The sequence below is a fragment of the Candidatus Pelagibacter sp. RS40 genome (assembly GCF_002101295.1).
Classification (GTDB): domain Bacteria; phylum Pseudomonadota; class Alphaproteobacteria; order Pelagibacterales; family Pelagibacteraceae; genus Pelagibacter.
Genome location: NZ_CP020778.1, coordinates 482,338 through 502,447 on the forward strand (window position 1 = coordinate 482,338; position 20,110 = coordinate 502,447).

Sequence of the window (20,110 nt, forward strand, 5' to 3'; positions counted from 1 at the left end):
GTCAATATCAATTTTTTGATCCCACTATCTCTGAAATATTTTTAATGCCATCTTTTGTGAGTATTTCGATTAATTCTTGACTTATTTTATTAGCTATATCTGGTCCTCTATATACCATGCCTGTATAAAGTTGAATTAAAGATGCTCCACGAATTATTTTTTCGTAAGCTCCCTTACCAGTACTTACTCCTCCAACACCTATAATTTTAATTTTATTTTTTAGGTTGTTAAAAAATAAATTAATTAGTTCATTCGATTTATTTTCTATTGGGGCACCAGAAAGCCCGCCCTTTTCTAGTTTATTTATATTTTTAAGATTGTCCCTATTTTTCTCAGAGGTATTCGATATGATTAAACTTTCTATAGAATGTTTAACCAATGACTCACAAATTTCATCAATTGAATTAAGATTTATATCTGGTGAAATTTTTACAGCTATAGGTAAATTGGATTGTAATTTCTTTTTTTCTTTTTGAATTTCAGATAATAAATTGTTCATTTCCTCTTGATTATGAAAATTTCTTAAATTTTCTGTATTAGGAGAAGAAATATTTATTGTGATATAATCTGCAACCGAAATAAATTTTCTAAAACATTTTACATAATCCTGAATTCTATTATCACTTGTTTTATTTGGGCCTATATTAACTCCCAACAAACCGTATGGTTTATTGCTTTCAATTCTTTTATAAATTTCCTCTGAACCTGAATTATTAAATCCTAGTCTATTGATTAGAGCCTCATCCTCTTCCAGTCTAAATACTCTCGGTTTTGGATTTCCATACTGTGGCTCAGGTGTAATAGTGCCAACCTCAACAAAACCAAAGCCTAGGTTAAATAGTGGATTATATACCTCCGCATTTTTATCAAAACCTGCTGCAACTCCTATTGGGTTTTCAAGAATTTTATTAAATATTGATGTTTCTAAAACAGTTTTATTTTTAATTTTCTTTTTTGGCAAAGCGTTTAGCTTAAGAGTTTTAATTGCTAAAGAGTGTGCTACTTCAGGACTAAATTTGAAAATTAAAGGTCTTATTTTATTAAACATTATTTAATTTATTTTTGATAAGTTGTTTAGTTTCTTGCACTCCAAAAAAACTAATAAAGAAACCCATTCTAGGTCCATTCTCATCACCGAAAACAACTTCATAAATAAGTTTAAACCAATCTCTCAGGTTTTCTTTGTAACCATTTTCTTTTCCAACTGTAAATATATTTGTCTGAAGTTCTTCAGGAGCCATATCATCATTACAATTATCAAGTGATTTTATTAATGCATTTAATGCACCTTTTTCATTTTCATTTGGTGTTTTGTAAACTTTTTTAGTTTTTATAACATCATTAAAATATTTAATTGCATAATTGATTAAATTATCAAAAATTGGATGCTCAGCCTCTTTGATATCTTGTTTGTATTTTTTCACAAATTTCCAAAGTAGTTTTTTATTATCTGCATTGCTTGTTTCAACCAAATTTAGCAACATAGAAAATGACATTATAATTTTTTCATTTGGAATTGTTCCATTATGAACATGCCAAACTGGATTCATTAATTTTTCAAGATCACTTTGATTTTTACCTTTTTCTATAAACTCTAAATATTCATCCATAGCTTTAGGAACAACTTCTCTATAAAGTTTTTTCGCTCTTTTAGGGTTTTGATACATATAAAGTGATAAACTTTGAGGAGAAGCATACTCTAACCATTGATCTATAGTTACTCCATTTCCTTTTGATTTTGAGATTTTCTCTCCTTTTTCATCTAAAAATAATTCATATGCAAAACCTGAAGGATTAGGTTTACCAAGTAATCTTATAATTTTTGTTGATAAGATTGCACTCTCAATTAAATCTTTTCCATACATCTCAAAATCAACATCAAGTGCATACCATCTCATAGCCCAGTCTACCTTCCATTGTAATTTACAATCACCATTTAAAATACTCTTTTCTAAATCTGTTCCATTGTTATCAAACAAAACCTTAGAATTGCTCTCGTCGATTTCTTTTATTGGTATTTCTAAGACAGCTCCTGATTTTGGGCAGATAGGCAAAAAAGGTGAATAAGTTTGCTGCCTCTCTTTACCTAAAGTTGGTAAAATAATATTCATTATACCTTTATAATTACTTAATATTAATTTGAGGGTTTCATTAAAGTTTCCAGATTTATAAAGCTCAGTTGAACTTTTAAAAGAATATTTAAACCCAAACTTATTTAAAAAATCTTTTAACATTTCATTATTATGTTCTCCAAAACTATTAAATTTACCGAAGGGATCTGGAACAACTGTTAAGGGTTTATGTAGGTTAGCATTTAAAATTTCTTGGTTTGGTACATTCTCTGGGACTTTTCTCAAACCATCCATGTCATCTGAAAAAGTAATTATCTCTTTAGGAAGGTCAGTTAAATGATTAAGGGCGTTGACTATCATTGATGTTCTTGCAACTTCACCGAATGTTCCAATATGAGGTAAACCGCTTGGGCCATAACCCGTTTGCAGAGTTATTTTTCCTTTACTCTCTATATTTTTCTTTCTCTCTCTTATGATTTTTTTTGCTTCTACAAATGGCCATGCATTTGTTTTATCAATATTTATTTTATCAATCATATAAATGCAAAATACTCAAAAATAACGTATTTAATAACTCTTATAGAGTTGAAATTTATTTACCATAAAATAATGTCCAATCAAAATGTCCAATTATAAAACCGTTTTTTTTATACTCGGTGTTTTACAAATTATTTTAGGATTATCTATGATTGTGCCTATTATAGCGCAGTTTTATTATAATCAAGTAGACTCTGGTTTTATTGGATCTGGCTTAGTTTCGATAATTTTTGGAGTTCTATTTTTTTTATCTAACTTAGATTACGAAAAAAAATTAACTTTACCTCAAGCATTTCTTTTAACGGCACTATCATGGTTAAGTATTGCAATATTTGGCTCTTTACCATTTGTTTTCTCAGATTTAAGTCTTTCATTCACAAATGCATTTTTTGAAAGTATGTCAGGAATCACAACTACTGGCTCAACTATACTGACAAATCTCAATGAAACACCAAAAGCAATCTTATTATGGAGAGCAATGCTTCAATGGTTGGGAGGAATTGGAATTATTGTAATGGCAATTACTTTAATGCCAATAATGAATATTGGAGGCATGCAATTATTTGTTATTTCAAATACCCATACACCAGAAAAAATATTACCTAAGTCTAAAGAAATTTCTATCAGATTAATTGCTATATACTCATCATTAACTTTAGTCTGCGCTTTCTTCTATAAAATTTTTGGAATGAGTTTTTTTGATAGTATTGTCCATTCAATGACAACGATAGCAACTGGAGGATTTTCCAATTACAACGAATCTATCGGTTATTTTGACAGTGGATTTATTGAACTAACAGCTATTATCTTTATAATTCTCGGAAGTGTACCATTTATTGCTTATATTAAATATTTGGGAGGTGATAAAAAAATATTTATTAGCGATACCCAAATAAAAACTTTCATAAAAATCTTAATTTTTTCTATTTTTATAATTTTTCTTTACCTATCTGTGAAAAACCAGAGCATATTTGAAATAAACTTCAGAGAAGTGTCTTTCAATGTTGTTTCAATTTTAACTGGAACTGGATATGTAACAAATGATTTTAGTAAATGGGGTCAGTTTCCACTTATTTATTTCTTAATATTAATGTTTATAGGTGGTTGCGCTGGATCTACTGCTTGCGGTATTAAAATATTTAGGGTTCAAATACTTTATCAATTTATATCAAATCAATTAAAGAGAATTATTTATCCAAGAGGAATATTTAATATTAAATACGATAAAAATAATGTTGATGAAAAATTTATGGCATCAATTATTTCTTTCATATTCTTATATATATTAATTTTCTTTGTTATTACTGCTTTGCTATCTGTAGATGGTTTAGATTTCATTACAGCTATATCTGCTGCTGCTACATCTATCTCAAATGTTGGACCTGGATTAGGCGATATAATAGGTCCAAATGGAAATTTTTCTTACCTGTCTAATTTTTCAAAATGGATCTTGAGTATAGGAATGATACTAGGAAGGTTGGAACTATTTGCGGTGCTTGTATTATTTATTCCCTCCTTTTGGAGAAAATACTGATGATTAAAAAAGAGGAAAAAATTTCAAATTTATTTAAATATTATTTTGATATTCGAATGTTAAGAATATTACTCCTTGGTGCAATCAGTGGTTTTCCATGGGTTTTGATAGGAAGCAGTTTATCTTTATGGCTAAAAGAAGAGGGGTTAAGTAGATCAACAATAGGATGGGCAGGTCTGATATTTGGAGTGTATGCATTCAACTATTTATGGGCGCCTTTAATTGACAGGATACAAATTCCTTTTCTAACAAAAAAAATTGGTCACAGACGTGGCTGGATAGTTTTAATGCAATTGGTAATTTTAATTTCTTTAATACTATGGAGTTTAATAAATCCATCTGAAAACTTAGCTTTACTAATATCTATTGGTCTGGTGATAGCTATTGCCTCATCCACACAAGATATAACTGTTGATGCCTTAAGAATTGAGCAAGTAGGAGAAAATGAAACTAAGTCTATGGCAGCGGGGGCAGCTATGGCTGTTGTTGGTTGGTGGACTGGTTATAAGCTTGGTGGAGTTATAGCTTTGTTCACTGCAGAATATTTTGAAAACATAGGAGTTAATAATTACTGGCAAGCAACTTTTATAGTTATGGGTGTGGTAGTAATTTTAATGAATATTGCCCTAATGTTTGTTCATGAAAATAGTTATACAGAAAGAATTTTATCTCAAAAAAAAACAGATGAAATAATTAAAAATAAACTTGGAAATAATAATTTTTTAACAAAGATTTTATCTTGGTTATCAGGCACTATAGGAGGTCCAGTAATAAGTTTTTTTAAGAAAAACGGATTTTCAATAGCAATAGGAATTTTAGGATTTGTTTTCTTGTTTAAAATTGGGGAGGCTTTTTTAGGTAGAATGTCTATCGTTTTTTATAAAGAGCTTGGTTTTTCAAAATCAGATATTGCAATATATTCAAAAACACTTGGATGGATTACAACAGTTGTATTTACATTGTTGGGTGGACTGTTTGCAATAAGATCTGGAACAGTCAAAACAATGTTTATAGCAGGAGGTTTGATGGCTATAACAAATTTAATGTTTACACTACTTGCTTGGAGTGGAAAATCTGAATTATTATTCGCTGCAGCTGTGATATTAGATGATATAGCAGCTGCATTCGCAACTGTAGCATTTGTTGCATTCATATCTTTACTTGTAGATAGAACCTATACAGCTACACAATATGCGCTTCTTGCATCTATAGGAACAGCAGGTAGAACTTTGCTAGCATCATCATCAGGATCTTTGGTGGATTGGTTAAACGGTGATTGGGGAATTTTTTTCATTATTACGGCATTAATGGTTATCCCGTCACTAGTTTGCTTATGGTTTATAAGAAAAAAATTAAAACTCAGTGAAAAATAATTTTATCTACAATTCCGAATTTTCTAATATTTATGAAAGACCAAATATTAATTCAAATGTGAGTACACAGATATTATTTGGCGAAAACTTTAGTATTTTAAAAAAATCTAGAAACTTTTATAAAATTAAAATTGATACTGATAATTATGTTGGATTTATCAAAAAGTTAAAACTTTTTAATAAATACCGAACCTCACATAAAATTTATGTACTAAAATCAAAAATATATAAATTGTCTAAGGGAAATAAATTTACTTACACAGGTAAAGATTTACCATTTGCAAGTAAAGTTCAAATTTTAAACAAATACAAATCCTATTTAATGTTTAAGAAAAATTTTTGGATTAAAAAGGATGATGTTAAACCAATAAATCATAAGATTAAAAATTTTATATATATTGTAAACCTATTTAGAAATGTAAAATATAAATGGGGAGGTAAAACTTTTAAAGGCATTGATTGTTCTGGTTTAGTGCAAATAATTTACAATTATAATAATAAATTTTTCCCAAGAGATACTGTTGACCAGATTAAATTTAAAAAGGGATTTAAATCCAAAAAAAAATTTAAAAAAGGTGACATTGTTTTTTGGAAGGGACATGTTGGAATTTGTATAAATTCAAAAAAATTTATACACGCTTATGGACCAAGAAAAAAAGTTTTGATAATGCCAATAAATAAAACAATTAAGCTTATTGAAAAAACTGCTGGTTTAAAAGTTAAAAAAATTTTTTCAATTTAATTATCTTCTCTTCCAAAATTTGGCTTAGAAACATCTTGTTTAAGTTCAATAATTTGACTTCTGACTTTTTTAGAGTTTTTTAATTTTTTTAATATTTTTGTATTTTCAGAATTAATTATATTTTTCTTAAATTGATTTAAATTTTTTATAAATAAATTAATTGCATTTAACATATTCTTTTTATTACTAAAGAATATATCTCTCCACATAATTTCATTGGATGCTGCTGTTCTTGAGAAATCTCTTAATCCTCCAGCGCTAAATTTAATAATATTTTTTTTGTATTTCTTTTGAAAATCTAATGCTGTTTTGATTAAATTATAGGAAATTAAGTGTGGCAAATGACTGGTAATAGAAAAAATTTTATCATGCTCATCCGCGTTCATTATAATTGTTTTTGAGCCAATTTTTTTCCAAAATTTTAATAATTTTTTTTGCTTTGTTTTATTTTTATCTTCAAAAACAATACACCATTTATTAAGAAATAAATTTTTTGTACCATGAGTTGGTCCACTAACTTCTGAACCTGCAATAGGATGACTCATAATCCATGTTAATGATTTATTTAATTCTTTATTTTTGATTTTTAAAACATTTAATTTAGTTGATCCTATATCAGTAATTATACAGTCAGATTTAATATATTTATTAAGCATAGGAATTATTTTTTTATATTCACTCATGGGAGTGCTTAATATTACGAAATCAACATCAGATATATTTTTATCAAGCCTATCAAGAATGATTATTTTTGAATTAATACTCTTGATTTGCTTCTTATATCTTTTTGATTTTTCAAAAACTAGTATTTGCCTTGAAATTTTTTTATTTATAGATGCTCTCAAAAGAGAGGATCCAATTAATCCACATCCTATAATCAATAATTTTTTAAACATTTTTAAATATCAGTGACATCTGTTTTAAGAAAAATTTATTCTCTTTAACATTGCCTATTGTTAATCTTAAACAATTTTTTATTCCATATGCATACATCTCTCTTAATATGATTCCTCTATTCTCAAGTTTTCTTGAGACAAAGTCTGATGAGAATTTACAGTTTTTAAAGTTTAGTAAAAAGAAATTTGCTGTAACCTCATTCGTGGTGATGTCATATTTTTGTAACTCACTCTTAATTTTTTTACACCAATAAGTATTATGTTTTATAGAATTTTTTATATGTTTGTTGTCATATAAAGCCTCAACAGCACAATCTTGAGCAAATTTATTAACATTAAATGGTGGTTTAATTTTATAAAGTTCTTTAATTATTTTTTTGTCACCATACCCCCAACCAACTCTTAGTGCTGCAAGGCCATGAATTTTTGAGAATGTCCTTAAAATAAAAACATTGCTAGAATTTTTAAAAATATTTAAGCCTGGTGAGTAATCTTTGTTCATCATATATTCAAAGTATGCATCATCGACAACCAGTAATATTTTCTTATTTAATTTTTTTCTTAATTTTAATAATTCTTTTTTTGTTAAATAGGTACCTGTAGGATTATTTGGATTTGCTATAAAAACTATTTTTGTATTTTTACCTACTTTTTTCAAGATTTCGACCACAGAAACTTTAAAATTTACTTCTTTTGAAAAATTAACTTTAGCACCAACAATTTTTGCATAAATTCTGTACATTAAAAAACTGTACTGCGGGACAACTACTTCATCACCCTTATTAAGAAATAGTGTACATATCATTTGTATTATTTCATCTGATCCTGCTCCACATATAATTTTTTCTTTATTTAAATTAAATTTCTTTGAAATAGTTTCTATTAATTTTTTAAACTTACTATCAGGATATTTTGAAATATTGCTCTTTCTATTCTTTAAGATATTTTTAACTCTTTCCCCTGCACCGAAAGCTGACTCATTTGCTGACAGTTTAATTACTTTTTTTTTAGAGCTTAATAATGACCTCCCTGGCTTGTAGGTGACGAGATCTATTTTCCTAAAATTTGATGCATTCATATCGATAATTATTAAAGTGAATATTTATATATTTAAACAAAAGAAGCAATCAATTCCAAAAAAATTGACATGTAAATACCTATCTTGTAAAAGCTTTCTGCGCTGATTTAAACTGAATTGCGAGCGCTATAAAAAACCTGCTAAACAAGTTTTTTTACCTCTCAATTCATTAAATCTTAAATTTATTATGAATAAGTTAAAACAGTTAAAAAATATTGTAATAACAAAACCACAAAAATTAGATTGTGGAAAAGAGATTTCAAATTTTCCAATTTCATATGAGACATATGGGACTCTTAACGAAAAAAAAGATAATGCAATTTTAGTATTTCATGCATTGACAGGTGATCAATTTGCTTCTGAAAAAAATCCTATTACAAATAAAGATGGCTGGTGGAGTTACGCACTTGGATCAGGAAAAGCTATAGATACAGAGAAATTTTTTGTCATATGCGCCAACGTAATTGGAGGATGTATGGGTTCATATGGTCCAAGCACAATAGATGAAGAAACAGGCAAACCCATAGGGACAAATTTTCCTGTTATAACAATTAATGATATGGTTAATGCTCAATACAATCTACTAGAGCATTTTAAAATAGATAAATTATTTGCAGTTATCGGTGGGTCCATGGGTGGTATGCAGGTATTACAATTTGTTTCAAATTTTCCGGATAAAGCACATATTGCAATACCGATTGCCTGTACATCTAGTCATTCTGCACAAAATATTGCATTCAACGAACTTGGAAGACAAGCAATACTTGCTGATACTAATTGGAAAAATGGTTTGTATGAACAAAATAAAACAAGTCCTGATAAAGGTTTGGCTGTTGCTAGAATGGCAGCACATATTACTTATTTGTCGAAAAAAGGTCTCCAGGAAAAATTTGGTAGAAAGTTACAAGAGAGAGATGATTTGAAATTTAGTTTTGATGCAGATTTTCAAATTGAGAGTTATCTTAGATACCAAGGATCAGTTTTTGTAGATAGGTTTGATGCAAATAGTTACTTATATATAACTAGAGCAATGGATTACTTCGATTTATCAAAACAATTTAATGGCAATCTATCAGCTGCTTTCAGTAATACGACTTCTAAATTTTTTGTAATTTCATTCACTTCAGATTGGCTATATCCAACTGCTGAAAATAGAGAGATAGTTATAGCGCTAAACGCAATTGGTGCAGATGTTGGTTTTGTAGAAATAGAGTCTGACAAAGGACACGACTCTTTTCTTTTAGATGTACCAGATTTTTTAGATACTTTAGGGAACTATTTAAAAACAAACTATAAAACTGTGAATGAAAAAAGAATTTAAAGTTATTTCGGAGCTAATATTACAAAATTCCAAAGTTTTAGATGTTGGATGCGGCGATGGAGAATTAATGAAGTTTCTTAAGGATAATAAAACTTCAAAAATACGTGGTTTAGAAATTTCAAAAAATAGGGTTCAAAATTGCCTATCAAAAGGTTTGACTGTAATAGAAGGAAATGCAGAAAATGACTTACAACAATTCCCAAATAATTCATTCGATTTTGTTATTTTAAGTCAGACGCTTCAAGCTTTCTTAGATCCTGAAAAAGTTATCTCCGAGCTTTTGAGAGTTGGTAAAAAAGCAATTGTTACTATACCAAACTTTGGTTACTGGAAAGTTCGTCTTAATTTATTAATCAAGGGCACAATGCCAGTTACAGAAAACCTTCCTAATGAATGGTATAATACACCTAATTTGCATATGTGTACTTTAAGGGATTTTTTCAATTTTTGTTCAAAAAGAGAAATAAAAATTTTTAAATCTTTAGCATTAAAAAATGATAAAACTCTAAATTTAAGTTCTAAAAATTTAGCATGGAGAAATTTAGAATCGCAATTAGGTATTTTTTTAATAGAGAAATAAATGAATGTTGAGATTATAAAATGTCTAGAAGATAATTATTCTTATTTAATTATAGACAGTAAAAAAAATGCATGTGTTGTAGACCCAAGTGAAGAAGGACCAGTAATTGCTTCTATAGAAAGTAATCAAGCTAATTTAAAGTTTATATTAAACACGCATCATCATTTTGATCATATTGGAGGAAATTTAAATTTAAAAAAGAAATATAATGCCAAAGTAATAGGATATGTAGAAGATAAACATAGAATACCAGGAATGGATATAGAGTTGAAGGACAAAGAGATTTGGAGCAAAGATGAATTTAGTTTTCAAGTATTCCATATACCAGGACATACTTCTGGGCACATATGTTTCTATTTTAAAAAAGAAAAATTATTATTCACTGGAGATACATTATTCTCTTTAGGATGTGGTAGAATATTTGAAGGTACATATGAACAAATGTTTTCCTCGCTTCAAATATTTAAAAATTTCCCTAAAGATACAAAAATATTCTGTGGACATGAATACACAATGAAAAATGCAGAGTTTTGTAAAATTCAAGATCAACAAAATGAGAAGTTAAACAAAAAATTTGAAAAAATAAAAAATTTATTAGACAAAGGATTACCAACTATTCCAACCACAATTGAGGACGAGCTAGATTGCAACATTTTTTTAAAATCTGAAGATTTGGAAACATTTTCAAAATTGAGAGATTTAAAGGATAATTTCTAAGTTATTCAGCTTGACTATGATTTGACCCTGACTATATTGCTGTTTATAAAAATTAGGACTAACTATGTCATTCGCAGTAATAAAAACAGGTGGAAAACAGTATAAGGTGCAAGCTGGCGAAATAATTAAGATTGAAAGATTAGAAGATTCGAAACCTGAAACTAAATTAGAATTTAACGAAGTTTTAGCTTACGGAGACGATAAAAACCTTGAATTAGGAGAACCAACTATTTCAGGAGCTAAAGTTGAAGCTGACTTAATTAAAAATGGAAAAAATAGAACGGTATTAATTTTTAAAAAAAGAAGAAGAAAAAACTCTAGAAGAAAAAATGGACATAGACAGCAGTTTTCTTTAATTAGAATAAATAAAATTTTTGCTAAGGATGGAAAGATAATTTCAGAGGCGGAAATAAAAAAGGAAGCTTCAAAAGAAATAAAAACTCAAACTAAGGAAGTTTCAAATAAATAGGTAAACTATGGCAACAAAAAAAGCTGGTGGATCGTCAAGGAATGGTAGAGATAGTGCTGGACGTAGGCTCGGAGTAAAAAAATATGGTGGCCAGTTTGTTGTTCCTGGAAATATAATAGTAAGACAAAGAGGAACAAAAATTTTCCCTGGAGAAAATGTAGGGATGGGAAAAGATCACTCAATTTTTTCTGTAGTTAAAGGTAAAGTAGAATTTAAAAAAAGTAAGTCAGATAGAACTTACGTATCTGTAAAACCCAATTAAATCTCACAACTCCTAACATAGTTGTATCATGAAATTTTTAGATCAAGTAAAGATATATGTAAAAGCTGGCGATGGCGGATCGGGATCACCTAGTTTCAGAAGAGAAAAATTTGTTGAGTTTGGAGGTCCTGATGGTGGAGACGGTGGTAAAGGCGGTTCTGTAGTACTTACATCTGAAAGAAACTTAAACACGCTTATAGACTTTCGTTATCAACAACACTTTAAAGCACAAAGAGGTGGCGATGGTAGTGGAAAAAACAAAACAGGGAAAGGTGGTGAAGTTCTTTTTCTAAAAGTTCCTGTCGGTACACAAGTATTTGAGGAAGATAACAAAACTTTAATCTATGATTTTAAAAATGAAAATGAAGAATTTGTTGTTGCTATAGGAGGAAAGGGAGGATTTGGGAATACAAGATTCAAATCTTCAACTAATCGTGCTCCAAAAAAATTTACTAAGGGATCTAAAGGAGAGGAATTTTGGATATGGCTTCAACTCAAAACTATTGCTGATATAGGAATTATAGGACTTCCTAATGCTGGTAAATCTAGTCTACTTGCCTCCATAACAAGTGCCAACCCAAAAATAGCAAATTACAAATTTACCACATTAAATCCAAACTTAGGTGTCACAATTTATGATGATAAAGAAATAACACTGGCAGATATACCTGGTCTAATAGAAGGAGCACATACAGGAACTGGCTTAGGTATTAAGTTTTTAAAACATATAGAAAGATGTAAATCTCTATTACATTTAATAGACATTACAGAAAACAATCTTGAGGAATCATATAATCAAGTAAGAAATGAATTGGGCGAGTATAGTAGTGATCTCTTGAAAAAAGATGAATTAATAGTTTTAAACAAGATAGATTTATTGGATGAAATAGAAATAAATGAAAAAGTAAAAAATTTTAAAAAAAAAACAAAAAAAAATGTATTACTATTATCTACACTTAGAAAAGACGCATTAATGAAAGTCAAAGCTAAATTAATAAATTATGTATCTTAAAGACTCAAAGACTGTTGTTGTAAAAATTGGCTCTTCTCTTCTTATTGATAAAGATCAAAAAATAAGGGTAAAATGGTTAAGTGAATTTGCAAAAGATATCAAAAATTTAAAAAATTTAAAAAAAAACATAATTATTGTTAGCTCAGGCGCTATAGCGCTTGGCTGTAAAAAACTTAAATTAAGTAAAAAAAATCTAAAATTAGATAAAAGTCAGGCTGTGGCATCAATTGGACAAATCGAATTAATGAATTTGTTTAAAGAATTTTTCAGTCCAAAAAAAATTAATCTTTCACAAATATTGTTAACTCTTGAGGATACTGAGAAAAGAAGAAGAGCAATTAATGCTAAAAGAACATTTGAGAATCTATTTAATTTAGGTTTTGTCCCAATAGTTAATGAGAATGATAGCATCGCAACATCTGAGATTAAATATGGTGACAATGACAGATTAGCTTCAAGAGTTGCACAAATTTCAGGTGCTGATTGTTTAATCTTATTATCTGATGTTGAAGGATTATACACAAAAAATCCAAAAATAAATAAAGAAGCAATATTAATAAAAGAAATAAGCACTATTGATGATAAGATTGAAAAAATTGCAACGAAAAGTATAAGTGAGCACGGAACTGGCGGCATGAAGACTAAGATTGATGCAGCAAAGGTTTGCCAGCTTTCAGGATGTCATATGGCAATTGCAAATGGTTTAGTTCATAGACCTATTCAAAAAATTTTATCAGATAATAATTGTACTTGGTTTTTGCCAAATATATCAAAATTAGACGCTAGAAAAAAATGGATTATAAGTTCTATTTCTCCAAAAGGAGATGTAATAATTGATGATGGTGCTTTAAACGCCCTAAGAAAAGGCAAGAGTTTGTTGGCTGCTGGTATTAAAACCGTTAGAGGAAATTTTAATAAAGGAGATCATATTAAAATTTTAGATAAAAACATGAATGAATTTGCTCGTGGCTTGAGTAGCTTCACATCGGCTGAAATAAGTAAAATTAAGGGGCAACATTCAAACACAATTTCAAGTTTATTGGGATATGTTTCAAAATCAGAAGTTATTCATAAAGATGATATGGTTAGAATATAATGAGTAAATATTTAATAAAATTAGGACAAAATTCAAAAAAAGCACATAAAATTATAGATACTAAAATTAAAAATAATGTCCTTAAAAGTTTTGTAAAACTAATTTTTAAAAATAAAAATAAAATTCTACTAGAAAATTTAAAAGATATAAGATACGCAAAGAAAAAAGGTCTTAAAAAAAATTTAGTTAATAGATTAGAGCTTAACAATGAGAAACTTAATTCAATAATAGAGGCAATTAAAACTGTTATAAAACTAAAAGATCCAGTCAATTACGAATTGAGCAAGTGGACAAGACCTAATGGGTTAAAAATTAAAAAAGTAAGCATACCAATTGGAGTTATTGGGGTGATTTATGAGAGCAGACCAAATGTTACTGCAGATGTATCGACTTTATGTTTCAAATCTGGAAATTGTGTCATTTTAAGAGGGGGATCAGAAGCTTATTTTACCAATAAAATTTTAGCTAACTATTTTCGAACTTGTCTAACTAAACACAAAATAGATAAAAATTTTGTTCAATTTATCGAAAAGAAAGATAGGAAACTTGTGGATTTTATGCTCTCAAAAATGAGTCAATATATCGATGTAGTAATACCCAGGGGAGGTAAAAATTTAGTCAAGAAAGTTCAAGAATTATCAAATGTTGCAGTAATAGGTCATTTGGAAGGTATTTGTCATACTTACATAGATAAAGATGCAAATTTAAGTATGGCAAAAAAAATTGTTAAAAATGCAAAAATGAGAAACACAAGTATTTGTGGCGCCACAGAAACCCTCTTGATACACAAAAATAAACTAAAAAATATCAACGAAATATTAGAAGACTTAACAAAAAGTGGTTGTAAGATTTATGGTGATAAAACTATAAAAAAAAATTTTTCTGGAAAAACGTTAATAGCAAATAATAAAACTTGGTCTACTGAACATTTATCATCAAAAATATCAGTCAAAGTTGTTCAAAATATTTTAGAAGCTATTGGACATATAAACAAATATGGGACTATGCATACAGATGCTATTATTACGAATAATAACAGGACAGCAAAATATTTTATTAAAAGTGTAAATAGCTCTATAGCAATTCAAAATACTTCTACACAATTTGCAGACGGGGGTGAATTTGGATTTGGTGGAGAAGTTGGAATTTCAACAAATAAATTGCCTCCAAGAGGGCCTGTTGGTCTAAACCAACTTGTAAGTTACAAATACGAAATATATGGTTCAGGCCAAATTAGAAAGTAAAAAAAGAATTGGCATTCTTGGTGGAACATTTGATCCCGCGCACATCGGACATATTAAAATTAGTAAAGTTGCAAAAAAAATTTTAAAACTTGACAAAATTATATGGGCAATAACAAGCAAGAATCCTTTCAAAAATGAAAGTTCAATTAATATAAATAAAAGAATAGCATTTGCTAGAAAAATAAATTTAAAGAATAAATTTATAGAAGTTAAGTTTTTTGAAAAAAAAATAAAATCTAATAAAACTATTCATTTAATTAAATTTTTAAAAAAAAAATCCAATGAATTATATTTTATTATTGGTGCAGATAACTTGATTAATCTTCATAAGTGGAAAAGTTACAAAGAAATTTTAAAGATATGTAAAATAATAGTTTTTGATAGAGATGGTTATAAAACCAAAGCCATTAAATCCCCCGTTTATAAAAAATATAACAGGAAAAGCGTTGAATTTATTAAATTTAATAAAGTCAAAATTTCATCTTCTCAATTAAGAAAAATTTGATACTCTAAATTTAATTAATGGATAAAATCTCCAGTCTAAAAAAAGAAATAATTGATACACTAGATTTTAATAAAGCAACAGATATAGTTTCCATTGACCTTGAGGGTAAATCATCAATGGCTGATTATATGATTATAGCTAGTGGAACTTCATCGAGACATATTCAAGCTTTATCAGAGCAGGTTTTTGAAAAATTTAAGAAAAGTGGAATTCAAAATTGTAAAATTGAAGGTAAAGAAAGTAATGATTGGAAGTTAGTTGATGGAATTGATTTAATTGTTCATATTTTTAATCCTGAAAAAAGAAAATTTTATGAATTAGAAAAAATGTGGTCTGAATTAATACCCAAAGAGAAATTAATTATATGAGATTTAAAATTAAAAATTTACTAATAATTATTTTAATTTGTAGTTTTTCAACAATTTCAAAATCTGCAAATGAAGATGATATTTATAAAAAAATAGATCTATTCAGTGAAGTACTAGATAAAATTAATAAAGAATATGTAGAGGATGTAAATCAAGGTGATGCAATGGATGCAGCTATAAATGGTGTATTACAATCTCTAGATCCTTATTCGGCATATATGTCTCCAGACTCATTTGAAAATATGCAAACCGAAACAAGTGGAGAATTTGGAGGTTTGGGTATCGAAGTAGGTATGGAGGCAGGTGTAGTAAAAGTGATTTCACCAATAGACAATTCCCCAGCTTCTAAAGTTGGGATTAAAGCAGGCGATTACATTGTAAAAATCAATGATATACAAGTTCAAGGCAAATCTTTAACGGAGGCTGTAGATTTAATGAGAGGTCCTGTTGGAACTGATATAGAAATAACTGTTAGACGAGTTGGTGAGAAAAAGGCACTAACATTTGTTATTACAAGAGACATTATAAAAGTAGCTTCTGTTAAATCTGAAATCATTGATGATAAAACGGGATATATTAGGCTTACATCTTTCAATGAAAATAGCAGTGATCAGATAGAGGATAAAATAAAAGAGTTTAAAAAAAATGGAAAAGTTAAAAATTATATTTTAGATCTAAGAAATAATCCGGGTGGATTACTTTCTCAAGCTATAAAAATCTCCGATTTCTTTCTTGAAAATGGGGAAATAGTTTCAACCAAAAGTAAAAGAAAATTCGAAAATAGAAAATGGTTTGCAAAGAGAGGGGACGTTTTAAATGGAGAAACTATGATTGTGCTTATCAACTACGGCTCTGCATCCGCATCTGAAATAGTTGCAGGCGCACTTCAAGATCATAAAAGAGCAGTATTAGTGGGTGAAAGCACATATGGCAAGGGATCTGTTCAATCTATTATTCCTTTGAAAAATGATGGAGCAATAAGGCTTACTGTTTCAAAATATTATTTACCATCTGGAAAATCAATTTCTCAAGTAGGTGTTACACCTGATATTGAAATTGCAGAAGGGTCAGATGATTTTAGAATAAATACTGACACCGACAACCAACTCGATTACGCGTTAAAATTACTTAACGGTTAAAATGCAAGAAAAATTTAAAAAGTTGCCACTTAGAAGTGGAGTGGGAATAGTAGTATTAAATAAAGAGAATAAAGTTTTTTTAGCAAAAAGAATTGATAATCCAAAAAATTTTTGGCAAATGCCTCAGGGTGGTATCGACAAAGGTGAAGATAATCTAAAAGCAGCTTTAAGAGAACTAGAAGAAGAGACAAGTATTAAATCTGTGAAATTAATTAAAGAAATAGATGGTTTTACAACCTATTATTTACCTGAGAATTTGCTCGGAATAATTTGGAAGGGCAAATATAAAGGTCAAAGACAAAAATGGTTTATTGTAAAATTTATTGGAAATGATGAAGAAATAAATATTAAAACAAAATATCCTGAATTTTTAGATTGGAAATGGGAAGAATTAAGTAAGATTACTGATACAGTTGTAGATTTTAAACTTCATGTTTATCAAGAAATACAGAAAGAAGTTGAAAAGGTTATTAATTAATACTTATAGATTTTAAAATTTCGACTTTATGATTTAACAAAAATCTTTTTTGATCATTTAAATCATCTTTATTTAACTCTTTTTCGGCTTCTTGGATTTCATCTGAAACATGTTTTTTATTCGCATTTTTAATGTCAAAAATTGAGCTTGTTAAAATAGATAAAGTATTATCTTTAAATTCAACAATACCGTCTTCAACATAAAAATTATGTTCCTCAGAGCTAGAAATAACTTTTATGATACCAGGCTTTAAAAATGAGATAATTGGTATATGGTCCTTTAAAATTCCCATTTCACCCTCATAAGCAGGAACAACTACTTCTGAAACATTTTCTTTTGAAAGAAAAGATTTTTCAGGATTAACAATATCAATCTTAAAACCTTCACTCATTAAGCTGCTGCATCCTTAGCCATTTTTTCAGCTTTTTCTATAGCTTCCTCTATTGTCCCAACCATATAAAATGCTGCTTCAGGCAAGTGATCATACTCTCCCTTACAAATAGCATCAAAACCTTTTATTGTTGACTCTAAGTCTACTAATTTACCTGGAGAACCTGTAAATACTTCTGCAACAAAAAAGGGCTGTGATAAAAATCTTTGAATTTTTCTTGCTCTAGCAACAATTAACTTATCCTCTTCAGATAGTTCATCCATTCCTAAAATTGCAATAATATCTTGCAGTGATTTGTAAGTTTGTAATACTTTTTGAACTTCTCTCGCTACTCTATAATGTTCATCACCAACAATTCTAGGGTCTAGAATTCTAGACGTTGAGTCTAGTGGATCCACAGCTGGATAAATACCTATTTCAGCAATTTGTCTAGATAATACAGTCGTTGCATCTAGGTGAGCAAATGATGTTGCTGGAGCTGGATCTGTTAAATCATCTGCAGGAACATAAATTGCTTGTACAGAGGTAATTGAACCTTTGTTAGTCGTTGTAATTCTTTCTTGTAAGTTACCCATGTCAGTAGCTAGAGTTGGTTGATATCCAACAGCTGATGGAATTCTACCAAGCAAAGCTGATACCTCTGAACCTGCTTGAGTAAATCTAAAAATATTATCAACGAAAAAAAGAACATCTTGTCCCTCTTGATCTCTAAAATATTCAGCAACAGTTAAACCTGTCAGAGCTACTCTTGCCCTTGCTCCAGGAGGTTCATTCATTTGACCGTAAACTAATGCTGCTTTTGAACCTGCTTCGTTTGTTTTAATAACGCCTGACTCTATCATTTCATGATAAAGGTCATTTCCCTCTCTAGTTCTTTCACCAACGCCAGCAAAAACAGAAAATCCTCCGTGAGCTTTTGCAACGTTATTGATCAATTCCATAATAAGAACTGTTTTTCCAACACCAGCTCCACCGAATAAACCAATTTTTCCACCCTTTGCATATGGTGCTAAAAGATCGATAACCTTAATTCCCGTTACTAAAACTTCTGTTTCAGTTGATTGATCGTTAAATTCAGGTGCAGATCTATGAATAGGCCAATTATCTGTTGGTTTAATTTCGCCCCTTTCATCAATAGGCTCACCAATTACATTTATGATTCTGCCTAAAGTTTCTGGTCCAACTGGAACCTTAATTGGAGCAGCTGTATCTGTTACTTCATCACCTCTCTTTAAACCCTCTGTTGCATCCATTGCGATTGTTCTTACGCTAGACTCGCCTAAGTGCTGAGCAACTTCTAATACAAGTCTGTTTCCTCCATTATTACATTCTAATGCTGTTAATATTTCTGGTAATTCTCCCTCAAATTTTACGTCGACTACCGCACCGATAATTTGTGTAATTTTTCCTTTTCTCATAATTATAAACTTTCTGCTCCTGATATGATTTCAATTAGTTCTTTAGTAATTGCTGCTTGACGACTTCTATTATATTCAATAGTAAGTTTATCAACCATTTCACCTGCGTTTCGGGTTGCATTGTCCATTGCACTCATTCTCGAACCCTGTTCGCTAGCTGAATTTTCTAACATCGCTTTAAAAATTTGAGTTGAAATATTTTTTGGAAGTAAATTTCCTAAAATTTCATCTTCATCTGGTTCAAACTCATAGTTCTCCTCCGAGGATTTGTTGTCTTTTTCTTCAGTTTTTAAAGGAATTATTTGCTGCTCTTGAGGAATTTGAGTAATTACATTTTTAAATTGATTATAAAATATTGTACATACATCAAACTCGTTATTCTCAAATTTTTCTATTATTATTTTTCCAACTTTGTCAGCATCAAAATAATTTGCATTTTTTGATTCTTTAAATGAAATATTTTCAATTATTTTATCCTGGTATAGTCTTTTTAATTGATCATATCCTTTAGAACCAACAGTAATAATTTTTAATGTTTTTCCTGAATCAGAAATTTTTTGAAAATAAGATTTTGCTTTTTTAATAATATTTGAATTAAAACCACCACAAAGACCTCTATCTGCTGTTAATACAACACAAAGATGAACCTTATCATCGCCTGTACCAGATAATAACTTTGGTGCATTTTCCTTGTCTGAAACACCGCTAGACAGATTTAATATGATGTTATTCATTTTCTCAGAGTAAGGTCTTCCTCTTTCAGCGCTTTCTTGCGCTCTTCTCAACTTAGCTGCAGCAACCATTTTCATTGCTTTAGTTATCTTTTGTGTAGATTTAACGCTAGATATTCTTTTCTTTAAATCGTCTAAACTTGCCAT

At 29.1% G+C, this 20,110-nt stretch carries 22 protein-coding genes; 15 read left to right on the forward strand and 7 right to left on the reverse strand.

The window, feature by feature from the left end:
- Positions 1 to 7 precede the first annotated feature (7 nt).
- On the reverse strand, positions 8 to 1,048 hold the full coding sequence (locus tag B8063_RS02590; protein ID WP_085069163.1) for a quinone-dependent dihydroorotate dehydrogenase: 1,041 nt from the start codon (positions 1,046 to 1,048) through the stop codon (positions 8 to 10).
- Positions 1,041 to 2,609 (reverse strand): lysine--tRNA ligase, encoded by a 1,569-nt coding sequence (locus B8063_RS02595; protein WP_085069165.1) that lies wholly within the window; start codon positions 2,607 to 2,609, stop codon positions 1,041 to 1,043. Before B8063_RS02595 ends, B8063_RS02590 begins: the two co-directional genes overlap by 8 nt.
- Positions 2,610 to 2,694: 85 nt before the next feature.
- Between B8063_RS02595 and B8063_RS02600 the strand changes: the two genes are divergently transcribed.
- The 3 genes from B8063_RS02600 to B8063_RS02610 are packed head-to-tail and all read left to right on the forward strand — an operon-like array spanning position 2,695 to position 6,258.
- On the forward strand, positions 2,695 to 4,143 hold the full coding sequence (locus B8063_RS02600) for a TrkH family potassium uptake protein (RefSeq protein WP_085069167.1): 1,449 nt from the start codon (positions 2,695 to 2,697) through the stop codon (positions 4,141 to 4,143).
- The gene (locus tag B8063_RS02605; RefSeq protein WP_085069169.1) at positions 4,143 to 5,516 is read left to right on the forward strand and encodes an AmpG family muropeptide MFS transporter; all 1,374 of its coding nucleotides are present in this window, start codon (positions 4,143 to 4,145) and stop codon (positions 5,514 to 5,516) included. The genes B8063_RS02600 and B8063_RS02605 overlap by 1 nt, the downstream gene beginning before the upstream one ends.
- On the forward strand, positions 5,506 to 6,258 hold the full coding sequence (locus B8063_RS02610) for a C40 family peptidase (RefSeq protein ID WP_085069171.1): 753 nt from the start codon (positions 5,506 to 5,508) through the stop codon (positions 6,256 to 6,258). The genes B8063_RS02605 and B8063_RS02610 overlap by 11 nt, the downstream gene beginning before the upstream one ends.
- Here B8063_RS02610 and B8063_RS02615 read toward each other — a convergent pair.
- Both B8063_RS02615 and hisC read right to left on the reverse strand, forming a co-directional pair.
- Positions 6,255 to 7,154: a prephenate dehydrogenase gene (locus B8063_RS02615; RefSeq protein WP_085069174.1), complete on the reverse strand. Its 900-nt coding sequence runs from the start codon at positions 7,152 to 7,154 to the stop codon at positions 6,255 to 6,257. The genes B8063_RS02610 and B8063_RS02615 overlap by 4 nt on opposite strands.
- A complete protein-coding gene (gene hisC, locus B8063_RS02620) occupies positions 7,147 to 8,232 on the reverse strand; it encodes a histidinol-phosphate transaminase (protein WP_085069176.1) in 1,086 nt (361 codons plus the stop codon). Before hisC ends, B8063_RS02615 begins: the two co-directional genes overlap by 8 nt.
- Before the next feature lie 187 nt (positions 8,233 to 8,419).
- On the opposite strand from hisC, the gene metX reads away from it, so the two are divergent.
- The 12 genes from metX to B8063_RS02680 all read left to right on the forward strand — a co-directional run bounded on the left by metX (position 8,420) and on the right by B8063_RS02680 (position 17,423).
- Positions 8,420 to 9,553 carry a homoserine O-acetyltransferase MetX gene (gene metX, locus B8063_RS02625; RefSeq protein WP_085069178.1) on the forward strand — a complete coding sequence of 378 codons (1,134 nt, stop codon included), beginning with the start codon at positions 8,420 to 8,422 and terminating at the stop codon, positions 9,551 to 9,553.
- Entirely contained in the window at positions 9,537 to 10,133 is a 597-nt protein-coding gene (gene metW, locus B8063_RS02630) for a methionine biosynthesis protein MetW (protein ID WP_085069182.1), read from the forward strand. Before metX ends, metW begins: the two co-directional genes overlap by 17 nt.
- Positions 10,134 to 10,850: a hydroxyacylglutathione hydrolase gene (gene gloB / locus B8063_RS02635; protein ID WP_085069184.1), complete on the forward strand. Its 717-nt coding sequence runs from the start codon at positions 10,134 to 10,136 to the stop codon at positions 10,848 to 10,850.
- 64 nt (positions 10,851 to 10,914) lie between these two features.
- Positions 10,915 to 11,319: a 50S ribosomal protein L21 gene (gene rplU, locus B8063_RS02640; RefSeq protein WP_085069187.1), complete on the forward strand. Its 405-nt coding sequence runs from the start codon at positions 10,915 to 10,917 to the stop codon at positions 11,317 to 11,319.
- A gap of 7 nt (positions 11,320 to 11,326) precedes the next feature.
- Positions 11,327 to 11,581, forward strand: a complete 255-nt coding sequence (rpmA, locus tag B8063_RS02645; protein ID WP_085069196.1) for a 50S ribosomal protein L27 — start codon at positions 11,327 to 11,329, stop codon at positions 11,579 to 11,581.
- Positions 11,582 to 11,609: 28 nt separating this feature from the next.
- On the forward strand, positions 11,610 to 12,593 hold the full coding sequence (gene cgtA / locus B8063_RS02650; protein ID WP_085069198.1) for an Obg family GTPase CgtA: 984 nt from the start codon (positions 11,610 to 11,612) through the stop codon (positions 12,591 to 12,593).
- Entirely contained in the window at positions 12,583 to 13,689 is a 1,107-nt protein-coding gene (proB, locus tag B8063_RS02655; protein ID WP_085069200.1) for a glutamate 5-kinase, read from the forward strand. The genes cgtA and proB overlap by 11 nt, the downstream gene beginning before the upstream one ends.
- Positions 13,689 to 14,933 (forward strand): glutamate-5-semialdehyde dehydrogenase, encoded by a 1,245-nt coding sequence (locus tag B8063_RS02660; RefSeq protein ID WP_085069202.1) that lies wholly within the window; start codon positions 13,689 to 13,691, stop codon positions 14,931 to 14,933. Before proB ends, B8063_RS02660 begins: the two co-directional genes overlap by 1 nt.
- Positions 14,908 to 15,438: a nicotinate (nicotinamide) nucleotide adenylyltransferase gene (gene nadD, locus B8063_RS02665; protein WP_085069204.1), complete on the forward strand. Its 531-nt coding sequence runs from the start codon at positions 14,908 to 14,910 to the stop codon at positions 15,436 to 15,438. Before B8063_RS02660 ends, nadD begins: the two co-directional genes overlap by 26 nt.
- Before the next feature lie 17 nt (positions 15,439 to 15,455).
- Complete coding sequence (gene rsfS, locus B8063_RS02670; protein ID WP_085069207.1) at positions 15,456 to 15,806, forward strand: ribosome silencing factor; 351 nt, start codon at positions 15,456 to 15,458, stop codon at positions 15,804 to 15,806.
- A complete protein-coding gene (locus tag B8063_RS02675) occupies positions 15,803 to 16,945 on the forward strand; it encodes a S41 family peptidase (protein ID WP_085069209.1) in 1,143 nt (380 codons plus the stop codon). Before rsfS ends, B8063_RS02675 begins: the two co-directional genes overlap by 4 nt.
- Position 16,946: 1 nt before the next feature.
- Positions 16,947 to 17,423 carry an RNA pyrophosphohydrolase gene (locus B8063_RS02680; RefSeq protein ID WP_085069211.1) on the forward strand — a complete coding sequence of 159 codons (477 nt, stop codon included), beginning with the start codon at positions 16,947 to 16,949 and terminating at the stop codon, positions 17,421 to 17,423.
- Here B8063_RS02680 and atpC read toward each other — a convergent pair.
- From atpC to B8063_RS02695, 3 genes are read right to left on the reverse strand one after another with little or no spacing between them, the layout of a single operon-like run.
- Positions 17,416 to 17,814 carry an ATP synthase F1 subunit epsilon gene (atpC, locus tag B8063_RS02685; protein ID WP_085069213.1) on the reverse strand — a complete coding sequence of 133 codons (399 nt, stop codon included), beginning with the start codon at positions 17,812 to 17,814 and terminating at the stop codon, positions 17,416 to 17,418. The two genes, B8063_RS02680 and atpC, sit on opposite strands and share 8 nt — an antisense overlap.
- Positions 17,814 to 19,232 (reverse strand): F0F1 ATP synthase subunit beta, encoded by a 1,419-nt coding sequence (atpD, locus tag B8063_RS02690; RefSeq protein WP_085069215.1) that lies wholly within the window; start codon positions 19,230 to 19,232, stop codon positions 17,814 to 17,816. Before atpD ends, atpC begins: the two co-directional genes overlap by 1 nt.
- A 2-nt stretch (positions 19,233 to 19,234) precedes the next feature.
- A complete protein-coding gene (locus B8063_RS02695) occupies positions 19,235 to 20,110 on the reverse strand; it encodes a F0F1 ATP synthase subunit gamma (protein ID WP_085069217.1) in 876 nt (291 codons plus the stop codon).